General features: G+C 69.5%; 17 protein-coding genes and 1 pseudogene. 3 read left to right on the forward strand and 15 right to left on the reverse strand.

Annotated features, from left to right (window positions below; translation table 11 throughout):
* Positions 1–34 precede the first annotated feature (34 nt).
* The 3 genes from ACFYWX_RS07485 to glmS all read right to left on the reverse strand — a co-directional run bounded on the left by ACFYWX_RS07485 (position 35) and on the right by glmS (position 3,886).
* On the reverse strand, positions 35–1,468 hold the full coding sequence (locus tag ACFYWX_RS07485; protein WP_389423022.1) for an NAD(P)H-hydrate dehydratase: 1,434 nt from the start codon (positions 1,466–1,468) through the stop codon (positions 35–37).
* Positions 1,469–1,614: 146 nt separating this feature from the next.
* Positions 1,615–1,986, reverse strand: a complete 372-nt coding sequence (locus tag ACFYWX_RS07490; protein WP_389423023.1) for a holo-ACP synthase — start codon at positions 1,984–1,986, stop codon at positions 1,615–1,617.
* A gap of 52 nt (positions 1,987–2,038) precedes the next feature.
* A complete protein-coding gene (gene glmS, locus ACFYWX_RS07495) occupies positions 2,039–3,886 on the reverse strand; it encodes a glutamine--fructose-6-phosphate transaminase (isomerizing) (RefSeq protein WP_389423024.1) in 1,848 nt (615 codons plus the stop codon).
* 175 nt (positions 3,887–4,061) lie between these two features.
* On the opposite strand from glmS, the gene coaA reads away from it, so the two are divergent.
* Together coaA and ACFYWX_RS07505 are read left to right on the forward strand one after the other, a co-directional pair.
* Positions 4,062–5,030 carry a type I pantothenate kinase gene (gene coaA / locus ACFYWX_RS07500; RefSeq protein WP_389423025.1) on the forward strand — a complete coding sequence of 323 codons (969 nt, stop codon included), beginning with the start codon at positions 4,062–4,064 and terminating at the stop codon, positions 5,028–5,030.
* Positions 5,031–5,047: 17 nt separating this feature from the next.
* Positions 5,048–5,974, forward strand: a complete 927-nt coding sequence (locus ACFYWX_RS07505) for a DUF389 domain-containing protein (RefSeq protein WP_389423026.1) — start codon at positions 5,048–5,050, stop codon at positions 5,972–5,974.
* Between the two features lie 118 nt (positions 5,975–6,092).
* On the opposite strand, the gene glmM is transcribed toward ACFYWX_RS07505, so the two are convergent.
* From glmM to ACFYWX_RS07525, 4 genes are all read right to left on the reverse strand, one after another.
* Positions 6,093–7,451, reverse strand: a complete 1,359-nt coding sequence (glmM, locus tag ACFYWX_RS07510) for a phosphoglucosamine mutase (protein WP_389423027.1) — start codon at positions 7,449–7,451, stop codon at positions 6,093–6,095.
* Between the two features lie 215 nt (positions 7,452–7,666).
* On the reverse strand, positions 7,667–8,179 hold the full coding sequence (rpsI, locus tag ACFYWX_RS07515; RefSeq protein WP_389423028.1) for a 30S ribosomal protein S9: 513 nt from the start codon (positions 8,177–8,179) through the stop codon (positions 7,667–7,669).
* Between the two features lie 42 nt (positions 8,180–8,221).
* Positions 8,222–8,665, reverse strand: a complete 444-nt coding sequence (gene rplM, locus ACFYWX_RS07520) for a 50S ribosomal protein L13 (RefSeq protein WP_389423029.1) — start codon at positions 8,663–8,665, stop codon at positions 8,222–8,224.
* A 204-nt stretch (positions 8,666–8,869) separates the two neighbouring features.
* Positions 8,870–10,093, reverse strand: coding sequence for a glycosyltransferase family 87 protein (locus tag ACFYWX_RS07525; protein ID WP_389423030.1), 1,224 nt, complete (start codon positions 10,091–10,093; stop codon positions 8,870–8,872).
* Positions 10,094–10,167: 74 nt separating this feature from the next.
* Between ACFYWX_RS07525 and ACFYWX_RS07530 the strand changes: the two genes are divergently transcribed.
* Entirely contained in the window at positions 10,168–11,043 is an 876-nt protein-coding gene (locus ACFYWX_RS07530; RefSeq protein ID WP_389423031.1) for a hypothetical protein, read from the forward strand.
* 19 nt (positions 11,044–11,062) lie between these two features.
* Here the strand turns inward: ACFYWX_RS07530 and truA are convergent, their stop codons facing one another.
* The 8 genes and pseudogenes from truA to ACFYWX_RS07570 form a co-directional block, all read right to left on the reverse strand.
* Complete coding sequence (gene truA / locus ACFYWX_RS07535) at positions 11,063–11,917, reverse strand: tRNA pseudouridine(38-40) synthase TruA (protein WP_389423032.1); 855 nt, start codon at positions 11,915–11,917, stop codon at positions 11,063–11,065.
* A gap of 165 nt (positions 11,918–12,082) precedes the next feature.
* Positions 12,083–12,580, reverse strand: a complete 498-nt coding sequence (gene rplQ / locus ACFYWX_RS07540; protein ID WP_389423033.1) for a 50S ribosomal protein L17 — start codon at positions 12,578–12,580, stop codon at positions 12,083–12,085.
* 170 nt (positions 12,581–12,750) lie between these two features.
* Positions 12,751–13,773: a DNA-directed RNA polymerase subunit alpha gene (locus ACFYWX_RS07545; RefSeq protein WP_067018978.1), complete on the reverse strand. Its 1,023-nt coding sequence runs from the start codon at positions 13,771–13,773 to the stop codon at positions 12,751–12,753.
* Positions 13,774–13,920: 147 nt separating this feature from the next.
* Positions 13,921–14,325 carry a 30S ribosomal protein S11 gene (gene rpsK, locus ACFYWX_RS07550; RefSeq protein ID WP_003956432.1) on the reverse strand — a complete coding sequence of 135 codons (405 nt, stop codon included), beginning with the start codon at positions 14,323–14,325 and terminating at the stop codon, positions 13,921–13,923.
* Positions 14,326–14,389: 64 nt separating this feature from the next.
* Positions 14,390–14,770, reverse strand: coding sequence for a 30S ribosomal protein S13 (gene rpsM, locus ACFYWX_RS07555; RefSeq protein ID WP_093477045.1), 381 nt, complete (start codon positions 14,768–14,770; stop codon positions 14,390–14,392).
* 193 nt (positions 14,771–14,963) lie between these two features.
* Positions 14,964–15,077, reverse strand: coding sequence for a 50S ribosomal protein L36 (rpmJ, locus tag ACFYWX_RS07560; protein ID WP_003948619.1), 114 nt, complete (start codon positions 15,075–15,077; stop codon positions 14,964–14,966).
* 66 nt (positions 15,078–15,143) lie between these two features.
* Positions 15,144–15,365, reverse strand: coding sequence for a translation initiation factor IF-1 (gene infA / locus ACFYWX_RS07565; RefSeq protein WP_003948620.1), 222 nt, complete (start codon positions 15,363–15,365; stop codon positions 15,144–15,146).
* A gap of 183 nt (positions 15,366–15,548) precedes the next feature.
* Positions 15,549–15,707: pseudogene (locus tag ACFYWX_RS07570) on the reverse strand (type I methionyl aminopeptidase); the annotation flags it as partial.
* Positions 15,708–15,896 lie beyond the last annotated feature (189 nt).

The raw sequence follows: 15,896 nt of genomic DNA on the forward strand, positions 1-15,896 counted from the left end.
ATGGGACGGGTAGGGGCGGCGGGGGCGCAAAAAATCAGGACACCACATCCCGCCACGCCCGAACCACCGCCTCAGCCACATCATGCGCCCCCACCGGCGCCCCGTCCGCCGCAATCCTCCCGGCCAGCCCATGCAGATACGCCCCCACACTCCCCGCGTCCACCGCCGACAACCCAGCCGCCAGCAACGACCCCGACAGCCCCGACAGCACGTCCCCGCTCCCCGCGGTCGCCAGCCACCCCGTCCCCGTGGCATTCACCCGCACCACGCCCCGACCCCCCGCCCCGGCCACCAACGTCGTCGACCCCTTCAACAACACCGTCGCCCCGTACCGACCCGCCAACTCCCGCACCGCGGCCAGCCGCGCCCCCTCGACCTCCTCACGTGCCACCCCCAGCAACGCGGCCGCCTCCCCCGCGTGCGGAGTCATCAGCGTCGGCGCCCCACGCCCCCGCACGGCCCCCACCTCCGCCAACCGCAACCCGTCCGCATCGATCAGCACCGGCACGTCCGCCGCCAGCACCTCCGCCACGGTCCCCGCGTCGTCCCCGGCTCCCGGCCCGACGACCCACGCCTGCACCCGCCCCGCCCGCCGCGGGCCCTGGTCCGACACGAGCGTCTCCGGGAACCGCGCGATCACGGCGTCCGCCGCGGGCCCCACGTACCGCACGGCACCCGCACCGCCCCGCAGCGCCCCCGCCACCGCGAGCACGGCCGCCCCCGGATAGCGCGCGGAGCCGGCGGCGATCCCCACCACTCCCCGCCGGTACTTGTCGCTCTCGACGGCCGGCCTGGGCAGCAACCGGGCCACATCGGCGTGCTGCAGCGCCTCCGACTCCGCCTCCGCGGGCAGCTCGAGCCCGATGTCGACCAGCCGCACCGACCCGGCGTACTCCCGCGCCGGGTCGATGAGCAGCCCCGGCTTGTGCGTCCCGAAAGTGACCGTCAGATCCGCCCGTACGGCGGTCCCGTGCACCTCACCCGTATCGACGTCGACGCCGCTCGGCAGGTCCACGGCGACCACCACGGCCCGGGACCGCTCCGCCGCAACCGCCAACGGCACCGCGTCCGGCCGCAGACCACCCTTGCCACCGATCCCGACGATGCCGTCCAGCACCAGATCGGCCCGCTCGATCAGCTCGTCCGCGGTGCTGGGAGCGACCGTGCGTCCACCCGCCCTCCGCAACGCCGCCAGTCCCCCCGTGTGGGTCCGCTCGGGCGCCAGCAGCACCGCCGTGACACCCGCCCCGCGCCGCGCGAGCCGGGCTCCGGCGTACAGGGTGTCGCCGCCGTTGTCGCCGCTGCCGACCAGCAGGACGACACGGCTGCCGTACACCCGCCCCAGCAAGTCGGCGCAGGTAGCGGCCAGTCCGGCCACCGCCCGCTGCATCAACGCCCCTTCCGGAAGCCGCGCCATCAGCTCCCGCTCCGCCGTCCTGACCGTCTCCACGCTGTACGCACTACGCATGCGGTCGAGTCTTCCCCGTCCCCGCCCCATGGCGTCGCACCCATTGACGCTTTGCCACCCCTTTGCCAAACTCGCGGGCCCCCACAGGATGAACAACACGAGCCAGTCCATCTGCTGACGCCCGCGCGGGGGTGGGGCCACGGGCCTCACCCCTCCGCGATCACCACGGCCGAAGCCACCCCCGCGTCATGGCTCAGCGACACATGCCACGACATCACCCCCAGCTCAGCCGCCCGAGCCGCCACCGTCCCGGTCACCCGCAGCCGCGGCCGCCCGCTGTCCTCGACGTACACCTCGGCATCCGTCCACAGCAGGCCCGCCGGGGCACCGAGCGCCTTGGCCAGCGCCTCCTTGGCGGCGAACCGCACCGCTAGCGAGGCAACACCCCGACGCTCCCCGCTCGGCAGCAGCAACTCGCTCTCCCGGAACAGCCGCTGAACCAGCCCAGGCGTACGCTCCAGCGACGCGGCGAACCGCTCGATCTCGGCGACGTCGATCCCGACCCCGATGATGCTCATGCCGAGCACCCTACGGCGGGGGTGACCGCGCCAGGCCGTAGCCCTGGCCTGCTCACTCCACCGTCACCGACTTCGCCAGGTTCCGAGGCTGATCCACCTCGTTCCCCCGCGCCGTGGCCAACTCGCACGCGAACACCTGCAACGGCACCGTCGCGACCAGTGGCTGCAGCAGCGTCGGGGTGGCCGGGATCCAGATCAGGTGGTCGGCGTACGGGACGACCGCCTCGTCGCCCTCCTCCGCGATCACGATCGTCCGCGCGCCCCTCGCCCGGATCTCCTGGATGTTGGACACGATCTTGTCGTGCAGGACGGACCGGCCTCGCGGCGACGGAACGACCACCACCACCGGCAGGTCCTCCTCGATCAGCGCGATCGGCCCGTGCTTCAGCTCGCCCGCCGAGAAGCCCTCGGCGTGCATGTACGCCAGCTCCTTCAGCTTCAGCGCGCCCTCCAGGGCGACCGGGTAGCCCACGTGCCGCCCGAGGAACAGCACGGTGTTCTTGCGGGCGAGGGTGCGCGCCAGTTCCCGTACCGGCTCCATGGTCTCCAGGACCCGCTCCACCTCACCGGAGATGTGCGCCAGGTCCCGGATCACGGCGGAGATCTCGTCGCCCCATTTGGTGCCGCGCACCTGGCCGAGATACAGCGCGACCAGGTAGCAGGCGACCAGCTGGGTCAGGAACGCCTTGGTCGAGGCGACGGCGACCTCGGGGCCGGCGTGCGTGTAGAGCACGGCGTCCGATTCGCGCGGGATGGTCGAGCCGTTGGTGTTGCAGATCGCCAGCACCTTGGAGCCCTGCTCGCGAGCGTGCCGCAGCGCCATCAGGGTGTCCATCGTCTCGCCGGACTGCGAGATGGCGATGACCAGGGTCCGCGGGTCGAGGATCGGGTCCCGGTAGCGGAACTCGCTCGCCAGCTCCACCTCGCACGGGATGCGGGTCCAGTGCTCGATGGCGTACTTGGCGATCAGCCCGGCGTGGAAGGCCGTACCGCAGGCGATGATGACGACCTTGTCCACCTCGCGCAGCTCGGAGGCGGAGATCCGCACCTCGTCCAGGGTCAGCGAGCCGGAGGCGTCGATGCGCCCCAGCAACGTATCGGCGACCGCCTTGGGCTGCTCGGCGATCTCCTTGAGCATGAAGTAGTCATAACCCCCCTTTTCCGCGGCCGACGCGTCCCAGTCGACGTGGTAGGAACGCACGTCGGCCGGGCGGCCGTCGAAGCCGGTGACCGTCACCCCGTCCCGGCGCAGCTCCACCACCTGGTCCTGCCCCAGCTCGATCGCCGACCGCGTGTGGGCGATGAACGCGGCGACGTCCGAGGCGAGAAAGGCCTCGCCCTGTCCAACGCCCACCACCAGCGGCGAGTTCCGCCGCGCCCCCACGACCACCCCGGGATCGTCGGCATGCACCGCGACCAACGTGAACGCGCCCTCCAGGCGCCGGCACACCAGCCGCATCGCCTCCGCCAGGTCGGCGCAGGAGGAGTACTCCTCGGCGAGCAGGTGCGCGACGACCTCGGTGTCCGTGTCGGAGGTCAGGTCGTGGCCCCGCTCCGCCAGCTCCGTCCGCAGCACCGCGAAGTTCTCGATGATGCCGTTGTGCACGACGGCGACGCGCCCCGCGTTGTCGAGGTGCGGGTGGGCGTTGGCGTCGGTCGGCCCGCCGTGCGTGGCCCACCTGGTGTGCCCGATGCCCGTGGTCCCCGTCGGCAGGGGCCGTTCCACCAGCTCCTTCTCCAGGTTGACCAGCTTCCCGGCCTTCTTCGCGGCGGCCAGCCCGCCGTCCGCCAACACGGCGACGCCCGCCGAGTCGTACCCCCGGTACTCCAGACGCTTCAGCCCGGCCATCACGACTTCGAGGGCCGACTGCGAACCCACGTATCCCACGATTCCGCACATGAGCCGCAGCCTACGGGCCAAGACCCGGCATTTTCCGGCGCCGCGTGCCCGATTTCGGAAATCCTGGGCCCCGAACGACGGCCGGATCCGCCCGCAGGCGCGAGCGTGACCTAGCCCACCCGCCATCGCGTTCAAACTCCGTTAACAATGGACTGTGATCTCTCCGGTCTCCTCGATGCCCCGGAGCGCCCACCGGCACAAGCCGGATGCGACTCCTTACGTCGACCTCACCCGCGCCGAGTGGAGCGCGCTGCGCGACAAGACACCGCTGCCGCTCACCGCGGAAGAGGTCGAGAAGCTGCGCGGCCTCGGTGACGTCATCGACCTCGACGAGGTGCGGGACATCTACCTCCCGCTCTCCCGCCTCCTCAACCTCTACGTCGGCGCCACGGACGGCCTCAGAGGCGCCCTCAACACCTTCCTCGGCGAACAGGGCTCCCAGTCGGGCACCCCCTTCGTCATAGGGGTCGCCGGCTCGGTCGCCGTCGGCAAGTCCACCGTCGCCCGTCTCCTGCAGGCCCTGCTCTCCCGCTGGCCCGAGCACCCGCGCGTGGAACTGGTCACCACGGACGGCTTCCTGCTCCCCACCAAGGAGCTGGAAGCCCGTGGCCTCATGTCGCGGAAAGGTTTCCCCGAGTCCTACGACCGCCGCGCCCTCACCCGCTTCGTCGCCGACATCAAGGCCGGCAAGGACGAGGTGACGGCCCCCGTCTACTCCCACCTCATCTACGACATCGTCCCCGACCAGCGCCTGACGGTCCGCCGCCCCGACATCCTCATCGTCGAGGGCCTGAACGTCCTGCAGCCCGCCCTCCCCGGCAAGGACGGCCGCACCCGCGTCGGTCTCGCCGACTACTTCGACTTCAGCGTGTACGTCGACGCGAGCGCCGAGGACATCGAGCGCTGGTACCTCAGCCGCTTCCGCAAACTGCGCGCGACCGCCTTCCAGAACCCGAACTCGTACTTCCGCAAGTACACCCAGGTCTCCGAGGAGGAGGCCCTCGACTACGCCGGCACGCAGTGGCGGACCATCAACAAGCCCAACCTGGTGGAGAACATCGCCCCGACCCGCGGTCGCGCGACCCTGGTCGTGCGCAAGGGCCAGGACCACAAGGTGCAGCGCCTGAGCCTGCGCAAGCTGTGATGCGTTAGAAAGGCTTCATGCTGCATCTGCGCCTGATCACGCCGTCCGACAAGACCGACGACGTGGTCCGCCGGATCGAGAGGACGGTCGGCACCACGCATCTCGTCGTGCTGCCCGGCGCCGCCCGCAACCCCGCGGGGGACGTCGTGATGTGCGACGTGGCCCGCGAGTCGGGCGACGAACTCCTCACCAGGCTCCAGGAGTTGGGCCTCGACACGAGCGGCTCCATCGCCGTCGAGAACATCGACCTGTCGCTGTCCAAACGCGCCGACAAGGCCGAGGCGGAGGCTCCCGGCGAAGGCGCGGACGCGGTGCTGTGGGAGCACTTGACCGACGCCACGCACGAGGAGTCGACCCTCTCCGTCACCTACTTGTCCTTCATCACGCTGGCCACGATGATCGCTGCCTGCGGAGTGGTACTGGACAACGCGGTCCTGATCGTCGGCGCGATGGCCGTGGGCCCGGAGTTCGGCCCGCTCGCCGGCATCTCCACCTCGATCGTGCAGCGCGCCCCGCGCCTCGCCCTGCGCTCACTGATCGCACTCCTGGTGGGCTTCGCCGTGGCCATGGCGGTGACCGTGGGCTTCAGCCTCTTCATGGACGCGCTGGACCTGTTCAGCCAGAAGCAGCTGAACGCCGACCGCCCGCAGACCGGCTTCGTCTACGCGCCCGACGCCTTCTCCTTCATCGTCGCCGTCCTCGCCGGCGCCGCCGGCACCCTCTCGCTGACCTCCGCCAAGTCCGGCGCCCTGGTCGGCGTGGCCATCTCGGTGACGACGGTCCCGGCAGCGGCCAACGCGGCAGTGGCCCTCAGCTACGGCGACACCGAACAGACCTGGGGCTCAACGGAACAACTTCTCCTGAACCTCCTGGGCATCATCCTGGCGGGGACGATGACCTTGCTGACCCAGAAATGGCTCTGGGCCCATTCAAAGAAGCGTTAGCAGCAGCCCACCCAGGGGCGCGGGGCTCTGACATATGCGGCTCCGCCGCGTGGGCGCGACAAGCCACAACGAACCAGCAGCCCGCAAGGCACAGAACCCCGCACCACCGAACCCGCTGTTAGCCCAGCGCCGACTTCACCGCATCGGCCAGTCGCCCGGCAACAGACCGAGCCTGATCGATATCCGCAGCCTCGACCATCACCCGCACAAGCGGCTCCGTCCCCGACGGCCGCAACAACACCCGCCCGGTGGCCCCCAGCTCCCGCTCCGCCTCAGCAACCGCACCGGCAAGCTCGGCAGACGACCCCACCCGGGCCCTGTCGACGTCCGGAACATTGATCAGCACCTGCGGCAACCGCTCCATGACGGACGCCAGCTCCCGAAGCGTCCGTCCGGTCTGGGCGACCCGAGCCGCCAGCATCAGCCCGGTCAGCGTGCCGTCGCCGGTGGTCGCGTGGTCCAGGATGATCACGTGCCCGGACTGCTCGCCACCGAGGGCGTAGCCGTGCTCCTTCATCTCCTCCAGCACGTACCGGTCACCGACCGCCGTCTGGATGAGGTGCAGCCCCTCCCGCTCCAGCGCGAGCTTGAAGCCGAGGTTGGACATGACGGTCGCCACGACGGTGTCGGAGCGCAGGACGGACCGCTCCCGCATGGCCAGCGCGATCACCGCGAGAATCTGGTCGCCGTCGATCTCGTCGCCCGTGTGGTCCACGGCGAGGCAACGGTCCGCGTCGCCGTCGTGGGCGATGCCGAGATCCGCACCGTGGGAGACGACCGCTTCCTTCAGCTTGTCGAGGTGGGTCGATCCGCAGCCGTCGTTGATGTTGAGCCCGTTCGGCTCGGCACCGATGGTGATGATCTCCGCGCCGGCCCGCGTGAACGCCTCCGGCGAAACCCGGGCGGCGGCACCGTGCGCCTCGTCGAGGACGATCTTCAGCCCGTCGAGCCGGTTGGGGAGTACGGCGATGAGGTGGGCGACGTACCGGTCGAACCCCTCGCTGTAGGTCTGTACGCGCCCGACGCCCGCGCCGGTCGGCCGGTCCCAGGGCGCGCCGGTGCGGTGCTCCTCGTAGACGGACTCGATCCGGTCCTCGAGCTCGTCGGCGAGTTTGTGGCCGCCGCGGGCGAAGAACTTGACGCCGTTGTCGGGCATGGCGTTGTGGCTCGCGGAGAGCATCACGCCGAGGTCGGCACCGAGCACACCGGTGAGGTAGGCGACCGCGGGTGTCGGCAGCACGCCGACCAGCAGGACGTCCACGCCCGCGCTGGCGAGGCCGGCGACCACGGCGGCCTCCAGGAACTCCCCGGACGCTCGCGGGTCCCGTCCGACCACCGCTGTCGGCTTGTGGCCCTCGAAGGTGCCCGCCTCGGCCAGTACGTGCGCCGCCGCGACGGACAGACCGAGCGCCATCTCGGCCGTCAGATCCGCGTTGGCGACACCGCGCACGCCGTCCGTGCCGAAGAGTCGTCCCACGTGTCCTCCTGAGGAAGCGTCACTTGCGGAGATCCTGTGCTGTGCGGCTCACGCACGGGACGTCCGCATAACCAGGCCTAGGATGCCTGATCATTCGATCGCACAAGCCTTTGAGCGTCTTGTGCCGTTATACGCCCGAAGGCTGTGATAAACGAACGCCCCGGCGGCACAGGCGTGCCGCCGGGGCGTTCGGAGTACGTGCAGGCAGCTGGCGACTAGCGCTTGCTGTACTGCGGGGCCTTGCGGGCCTTCTTCAGACCGGCCTTCTTGCGCTCGACCGCACGGTCGTCGCGCTTGAGGAAGCCGGCCTTCTTGAGCGCGCCGCGGTTGTTGTCGACGTCGGCCTCGTTCAGCGCACGGGCGACACCGAGACGGAGCGCACCGGCCTGACCGGAGACACCGCCACCCGCGATGCGGGCGATGACGTCGTAGCGGCCCTCGAGCTCGAGCACCTTGAAGGGCTCGTTGACTTCCTGCTGGTGCACCTTGTTCGGGAAGTAGTCCTCGAGGGTGCGGCCGTTGATCTTCCACTTGCCGGAGCCCGGGACGATCCGGACGCGGGCGATGGCGTTCTTGCGACGGCCCAGGCCGGCGGCCGGCTGCGGGTCGCCGAAGCGGGAGGCCATGGACTCGGAGGTGTACTCGCCCTCGACGGGGACGTCCGACTCCGTGGTGTAGCTGTCGATGTCAAGCTCTTCGAGCGGCTGCTCGGCAGTGGTCTCGGCCACGATTCTCCTCAGATTCTGTTCGGTCTTAGGGGGTGGCCGGACTTACTGCGCGACCTGGGTGATCTCGAACGGCACCGGCTGCTGGGCAGCGTGCGGGTGCTGGTCACCCTTGTAGACCTTCAGCTTCGAGAGCATCTGACGGCCCAGTGTGTTCTTGGGGAGCATGCCCTTGATGGCCTTCTCGACGGCCTTCTCGGGGTTCTTGTCGAGCAGCTCGTCGTAGCGGACGGAGCGCAGACCACCCGGGTAGCCGGAGTGGCGGTACGCCATCTTCTGCGTCCGCTTGTTGCCGGAGAGGTGCACCTTGTCGGCGTTGATGATGATGACGAAGTCACCGGTGTCGACGTGGGGGGCGTAGATCGGCTTGTGCTTGCCGCGCAGGAGGGATGCGGCAGTGGTGGCGAGACGACCCAGGACAACGTCCTGAGCGTCGATCACGTGCCACTGGCGCGTCACATCGCCGGGCTTGGGGCTGTACGTACGCACGGTTCGTAGCCTTCGCTTCTTCAGTGGATGGTCCTGACAGGTCACCGAAGACGATCACGACAGCCCAGACCGCACTGCGGTGACGCATACCGCGTGCTGGTCGCTGGTCATCGGCCCGGTGGACCGGTGTAAGGGCCCGTCCCGTGAGAATGAGCAAGCCAATACACAACGAACATGCAGGATACCCGTGTCGCCCCTGAGGGGTCAAAACGCGGGATCACTGCTGGTTCTCACCTTACCGGCCGCCTCCCCCTCGCGGCGCGGCGCGACGAACGCCGCGGCACCCTGGAAGGGCCGGGCCCGGACGCAATGACACATCATCGTCACCGCAAGAGTACACAGAGTCACCGCGTCCTTGAAGGCCCGCCGCCGCCCAGGTTCCAGAAAAGGCCAGGTCAGGCCGGGGATCTGTGGCACCAGGGCGAGCCAGAACCAGGGACCGCGGGCGACCGAGCCGACGTACGGCAGTCCGGCGAGCAGCAGTGGCAGGACGACCAGGACGTAGTGGTCGTACGACGGCCTGGACACCAGGAAGGCCGAGAGCATCAGGGTCGCGGCGGTCTCGGCGAGGCGCAGCGGGCCGGGGTCCGCGCGGCGCCAGCGCCGGTACGCGCAGATCACCCCGGCGGCGCAGGCGAGCACGGCGAGGGCCTCCGCCAGGGGCTCCGGCACCCCGAGCCGGGGCAGCACCGCCGCCGGGGACGCCTCGTAGAGCCGTACGAAGGTGTCGTCGCCGCGCAGCAGGAACGGCAGGGTGCGGGTGAGGAAGCCCGCCGGGTCGGGCAGCAGCAGGGCCGACACGGCGGACGCGCCCGTCGGTACCAGGACCAGCACGCCGAGCGCCCGTCGGCGGCGGGCGAAGACGAACAGCAGCGCTACCGGTGCGAGCAGCGGCTTCAGGGCCACCGCCGCACCGATCACCGCCCCCGCCGCCAGCCACCGGCCCCGGCCCGCCAGAAGCAGGCCCAGGGGCAGCGCGAGCGCCGCGGTCACGGTCCAGTTGGCCAGCAGGACCAGGTGCGCGAAGGGCGAGAAGCCGGCCGCGAGCCCGGTCAGCCCCAGGGCGGCGAGGCGGCTGCGCAAAGGGACGCCGTGCAGTCGCAGCGCGCAGGCCCAGCCCGCGGCCAGGCAGCCCGTCACCGCCGGCGGCACCAGGAACCGCAGCGCGTCCTGCGGCAGCAGGGCCTGCGGGACGGCGGCGAGCAACGCGCTCGGCAGATAAAGGAAGTGCGGGTCGTCGTACGGCGAGCCCCCCGCCAGCCACGTCCGCGCCGCCTGGACGACGATCGCGTTGTCCATCCCGCCGTCCGGGGTCGAGCGCGTCACATGTGCCGTCACCGCCCCCAGCACCGCCACGAGCACCACCCACAACTGCCGGCGCGCACGTCGCACCAACCACCCGGAGATGTCGCTTTTGCCCTTCCTCATTGACCGAACGCTAGGTGCTGCGGAGCTCGTCGGGGCGGAACAGCACACCCCATGTCCCGTCTAAGATGCGCCCCATGAGCTATGGGCAGGGGGGACCTCAGTCGCAGTGGGATCCCTGGAAACCGAATTCGCAGCAGCCGTGGAACGGCGGTAGCGGCGACTCTCCGGACTGGGCCGCGCTCGCCGAGGCGTCCGAGACACGGGCCAGGCGCCGTCGGCTGTTCCTCATCGGCGGCGGTGTGGTGGCCACGCTCGCCGTGGGCACAGCCGTGGCCATGGCCGTGGTGTCGGCGAGCGGCGGTGACGAGGCGAACAAGCCGACGTCCTCGCTGCCCGCGACCGCGGACCTTCCGAGCGAGTCCGCCACGGCACCGTCGTTCGCGCCGACCAGCGCCCCGCCCCCGCTGGACCCGAAGGAGTTCGTCTCCAGCAAGGACAAGGACACGGCCTCGAACAGCCCGGACATCCTCTTCCCGGGCACGCAGCTCACCATGGGCTCGACCGTGTACAAGAAGGGCCCGAAGGCCGACACCACCGACTGTGCCTCGGCCGTCCAGGGCACGCTGCCCAAGGTCCTCAAGGACAACGGCTGCACCCGTCTGATGCGCGTCACCTACACCAAGGACGGCGTCGCGGTGACGGTCGGCGTGGCCGTGTTCGACACCGAGGCCCAGGCCACCAAGGCCAAGGGGCAGGCCGACAGCAAGAGCATCGTGAAGTCGCTCGCCGGCAAGGGCGTGAGCGCCTTCTGCGACGGCGCCGTCTGCCGCTCCACCACCAACTCCTACGGCCGCTACGCCTACTTCACCATCGCCGGCTTCGCCAACGGCAAGGACGTGACGACGAAGGACACGGCGGTCTTCTCGGGCGGCGACGACCTCGCCGAGTTCACGTTCCGCCAGATCCGCAGGCGCGGCGAGGCCCAGGCGTCCGCGGCGGCGAACTCCTGATCCGGCGTCGGGGGCCGGGTCAGCAGCACCCGGCCCCGGGCAGCGTCCGCTTGTTGCGCGCCTCCTTGTTGCGCGCGGCCAGCAACTCGTCCGCCGGGTAGCCGACCTCCTCCAGCGTCAGCCCGTGCGGCCGTACGACGTGCACCGCCGAGTCCCGTACGCCCGCGGCGAGCACCTTGCCCGGCCAGTCCGGCCCCCGGTGCCCGTCCCCCACGAACAGCAGCGCCCCGATGAGCGAGCGCACCATGTTGTGGCAGAAGGCGTCGGCCCGGACGGTGGCGGTGATGATCCCGTCGGAGCCCTTGACCAGGCTCAGCTCCTGCAACGTACGAATCGTGGTCGCGCCCTCCCGCCGCTTGCAGTACGCGGCGAAGTCGTGCTCCCCGAGCAGCCGCTCGGCGGCCTCGTTCATCGCGTCGACGTCGAGGGGCCAGTCGTGCCACAGCACATGGCCGCGCAGCAGCGGGTCCACACCACCCGGGTTGTCGGTGACCCGGTACGCGTACCGCCGCCAGATCGCCGAGAAGCGCGCGTTGAAGCCGCTGGGCGCCTCCCGCAGGGCCCACACCCGTACGTCCCTGGACAGTCGCCCGGCCAGCCGCTTGAGCAGCTTCTGGTGGTGCTCACGCCAGACGGCCTCCGGCAGATCGACATGGGCGACCTGTCCGCGGGCGTGCACCCCGGCGTCCGTCCGCCCGGCCACGGTCAGCTCGTACGTCTCCCTGGACCGCGTGACAGTACGGAGGGCGTCCTCGATCTCCCCCTGCACGGTCCGCCGTCCCCCGGCCTGCTTGGCCCACCCGGAGAACTCGGCCCCGTCGTACGACAGGTCGAGGCGGACGCGGACGTAACCGGGTGCTACTTCATCACTCACGTGGAGATCCTCTCAGGAACACAGAGCGGGCCCGCTCCTCGAAAGGAACGGGCCCGCAAACGCCCTAAAGGGGCGCGGGACTCCATCGACATGCGGCTGCGCCGCGTGGGCGCGAACAACCACGACGAAGCCGCAGCCGCCAGCCGAACAGAACCCCGCAGACGCTTACGCGTCCTTGGACTCCTCGGCGGGAGCCTCAGCGGCGTCCTCGACCTCGGTCGCCTCGGCGGCCTTGGCCTCATCGGTCTCCTTGACCGCACGCTTCGTCGCGGCCTCGGCCTCACCGGTCGCCTGCTGCGCCACCGTCAGCGCCTCGACCAGCTCGATGACAGCCATGGGCGCGTTGTCGCCACGACGGTTACCGATCTTGGTGATGCGGGTGTAGCCACCCGGACGGTTCTCGTAGCGCGGGCCGATCTCGGTGAAGAGCGTGTGGACGATGCTCTTGTCCGAGATGACCTGGAGCACCTGACGGCGGTTGTGAAGGTCGCCCTTCTTCGCCTTGGTGACCAGACGCTCGGCGTACGGACGCAGCTTGCGCGCCTTCGCCTCGGTGGTGGTGATACGGCCGTGCTCGAACAGCGCCTTCGCGAGGTTCGCGAGGAGGAGCTTCTCGTGCGCGGCGCTGCCGCCCATACGGGCACCCTTGGTGGGCTTCGGCATGGTGTTTCTCCTAGGTGTCTGCCCCGGCCGTGTCAGGTACCGGGGTCAGTATCCGAGCAGACGGTTGTCTGTCGGAGACCCCGCACCCCAAAGGGGCGCGGGGAGGTGTCGCTATACGGCTACCGCCGCGTGGGCGCGACCAGCCACAGCCGGTCCGCAGCTGAGATCGATCAGTACTGCTCGGTCTCCACAAAGCCCGCATCCGCGTCGTCGTCCGCACCGAACGCGTCCGCAGCGGCCGTCGGGTCGAATCCGGGCGGGCTGTCCTTGAGCGCCAGGCCCATGCCGGCCAGCTTCGCCTTGACCTCGTCGATCGACTTCGCACCGAAGTTACGGATGTCGAGCAGGTCCGCCTCGGAACGAGCCACGAGCTCACCCACGGAGTGGATGCCCTCACGCTTGAGGCAGTTGTACGACCGAACGGTGAGCTCCAGCTCCTCGATCGGCAGCGCCAGATCAGCGGCGAGGGCGGCGTCCGTCGGGGACGGACCCATGTCGATGCCCTCGGCGTCGATGTTGAGCTCACGGGCCAGACCGAACAGCTCGACCAGCGTCTTACCGGCGGAGGCCATGGCGTCACGCGGACGCATCGCCTGCTTGGTCTCGACGTCGACGATCAGCTTGTCGAAGTCGGTGCGCTGCTCGACACGGGTCGCCTCGACCTTGTAGGTGACCTTGAGAACCGGCGAGTAGATCGAGTCGACCGGGATGCGGCCGATCTCCTGACCCACCTGCTTGTTCTGCACGGCGGAGACGTAACCACGGCCACGCTCGACCGTCAGCTCCATCTCCAGCTTGCCCTTGCCGTTGAGCGTGGCGAGGACGAGGTCGGGGTTGTGCACCTCGACACCGGCCGGGGGCGCGATGTCGGCGGCGGTGACCAGACCCGGGCCCTGCTTGCGCAGGTACATCACGACCGGCTCGTCGTGCTCCGAGGAGACGACCAGCTGCTTGATGTTGAGGATCAGGTCGGTGACGTCGTCCTTGACGCCCGGCACGGTGGTGAACTCGTGCAGGACGCCGTCGATGCGGATGCTGGTGACAGCGGCACCGGGGATCGACGACAGGAGGGTGCGGCGGAGGGAGTTTCCGAGGGTGTAGCCGAAGCCCGGCTCCAGCGGCTCGATCACGAACCGGGAGCGGAACTCGTCGACGACCTCTTCGGTCAACGAGGGACGCTGAGCGATCAGCATGTGTGGATCAGATCCTTCTTTCGTGGACGCCCGCTATTTGACGTCCTACGGAAACCGCGCCCGTGAGAAACGCGGGTACTGCAAGGGTACGGGCGATACGGCCCCTTTACGGTGCCGTACCGCCCGAATCCTCAAGCCAACCGTGCGTCAGACGCGGCGACGCTTCGGCGGACGGCAGCCGTTGTGCGGGGTCGGGGTGACGTCCTGGATGGAGCCGACCTCGAGGCCCGTGGCCTGCAGGGAGCGGATCGCGGTCTCACGACCGGAACCCGGGCCCTTCACGAACACGTCGACCTTGCGCATGCCGTGCTCCTGGGCGCGGCGGGCAGCCGACTCGGCGGCCATCTGCGCGGCGAACGGCGTGGACTTCCGGGAGCCCTTGAAGCCGACGTGGCCGGCGGAGGCCCAGGAGATCACGTTGCCCGACGGGTCCGTGATGGAGACGATCGTGTTGTTGAACGTGCTCTTGATGTGCGCGTGGCCGTGAGCGACGTTCTTCTTTTCCTTGCGGCGCACCTTCTTGGCAGCGCCCTGACGACCCTTGGGGGGCATCTATAACTCCTACGGGAGGTGGTCGGTCCTACAGCGAAGACCGTGGACAGGTGTCCGCTGCGGACTACTTCTTGCCGGGCTTCTTCTTGCCGGCGATGGCGCGACGCGGGCCCTTGCGGGTGCGGGCGTTGGTGCTGGTGCGCTGACCGCGGACGGGCAGGCCGCGGCGGTGACGCAGACCCTGGTAGCAGCCGATCTCGACCTTGCGGCGGATGTCGGCCTGGATCTCGCGACGGAGGTCACCCTCGGTCTTGATGTTGCTGTCGACGTACTCGCGGATCGCGACGAGCTGCTCCTCGGAGAGGTCGCGAACGCGGGTGTTGGGGTCGATGCCGGTCTCGGCCAGCGTCTGCTGCGAAAGGGTCCGGCCGATGCCGAACACGTAGGTGAGGGCGACCTCCACGCGCTTTTCGCGCGGGATGTCGACACCGGAAACGCGTGCCATTCAATGGCTCCAGTTGATCCTCGGAGGTCTTCCGCAGAACCGACTCCCGGCCGCCGTATCAGGTACGAACCAGGTCCCCGGCCTCCGAACCGGGGGTATCAGGCGATCGCTCGCCTGGGTCCTGCGTATGAACATATTCAGCTCGCGTCGCGCGAAGTCTCTACGAAAAGCAGAGGGTGCGATCTGCTCGCGATCAGCCCTGGCGCTGCTTGTGGCGCGGGTTGTCGCAGATGATCATGACCCGGCCGTGACGGCGGATCACCCTGCACTTGTCGCAGATCTTCTTGACGCTCGGCTTGACCTTCATGGGATGTGAGGTTCTCCGGGTCAGTTGCCGGCAGCCCCGCGAGGAACGCGGAGCGTGGGGCAAGATCTACTTGTACCGGTAGACGATCCGGCCACGCGTCAGGTCGTACGGAGACAACTCCACCACGACCCGGTCGTCAGGGAGGATGCGGATGTAGTGCATGCGCATCTTGCCGCTGATGTGTGCCAGGACCTGGTGGCCGTTCTGGAGCTCGACCTTGAACATAGCGTTCGGAAGAGACTCGACGACAGTGCCCTCGATCTCGATGGCACCTTGCTTCTTGGCCACGCTTCGCCCTTCGAATCGACTACCTTGATCGACCCTGTACGAGCGCATGCAGGCATGCGGGTGCACGAGAGCCGACGAGTCAGTCTACGCCAGCGCACCCGGAAACACGAATCGAGAAAGCCTGCCCAGCCCCGCCCGACATCATGCAAGCGGAGCTGCCCCTCGACGCCGCTCGGGCCACCGTCAGGCCAGCGGGTCAGGTGCAGCCGTGACCCCGTACTCCGCCAGCTTGGCCTTGCCGCAGTCGGGAGCCGTCAGGACCAGGGGCCCCTGTTCCGTCAGGGCCACCGAGTGCTCCCAGTGGGAGGACCAGGTGCCGTCGGTGGTGATGACCGTCCAGTCGACCAATTCTCGACGCCCCTCTCGCGGGTTCAGCGCCGGGGCGCCTCACAAGCTTCGAGCGGCTGCGCCGGCCTCCGACCGGCGGCCCGGCCCTCGGGCCACCGTCAGGCCAGCGGGTCAGGTGCAGCCGTGACCCCGTACTCCGCCAGCTTGGCCTTGCCGCAGTCGGGAGCCGTCAGGACCAGGGGC

Origin of the sequence: Streptomyces sp. NPDC002888 (genome assembly GCF_042888465.1) — a bacterium.
GTDB lineage: Bacteria > Actinomycetota > Actinomycetes > Streptomycetales > Streptomycetaceae > Streptomyces.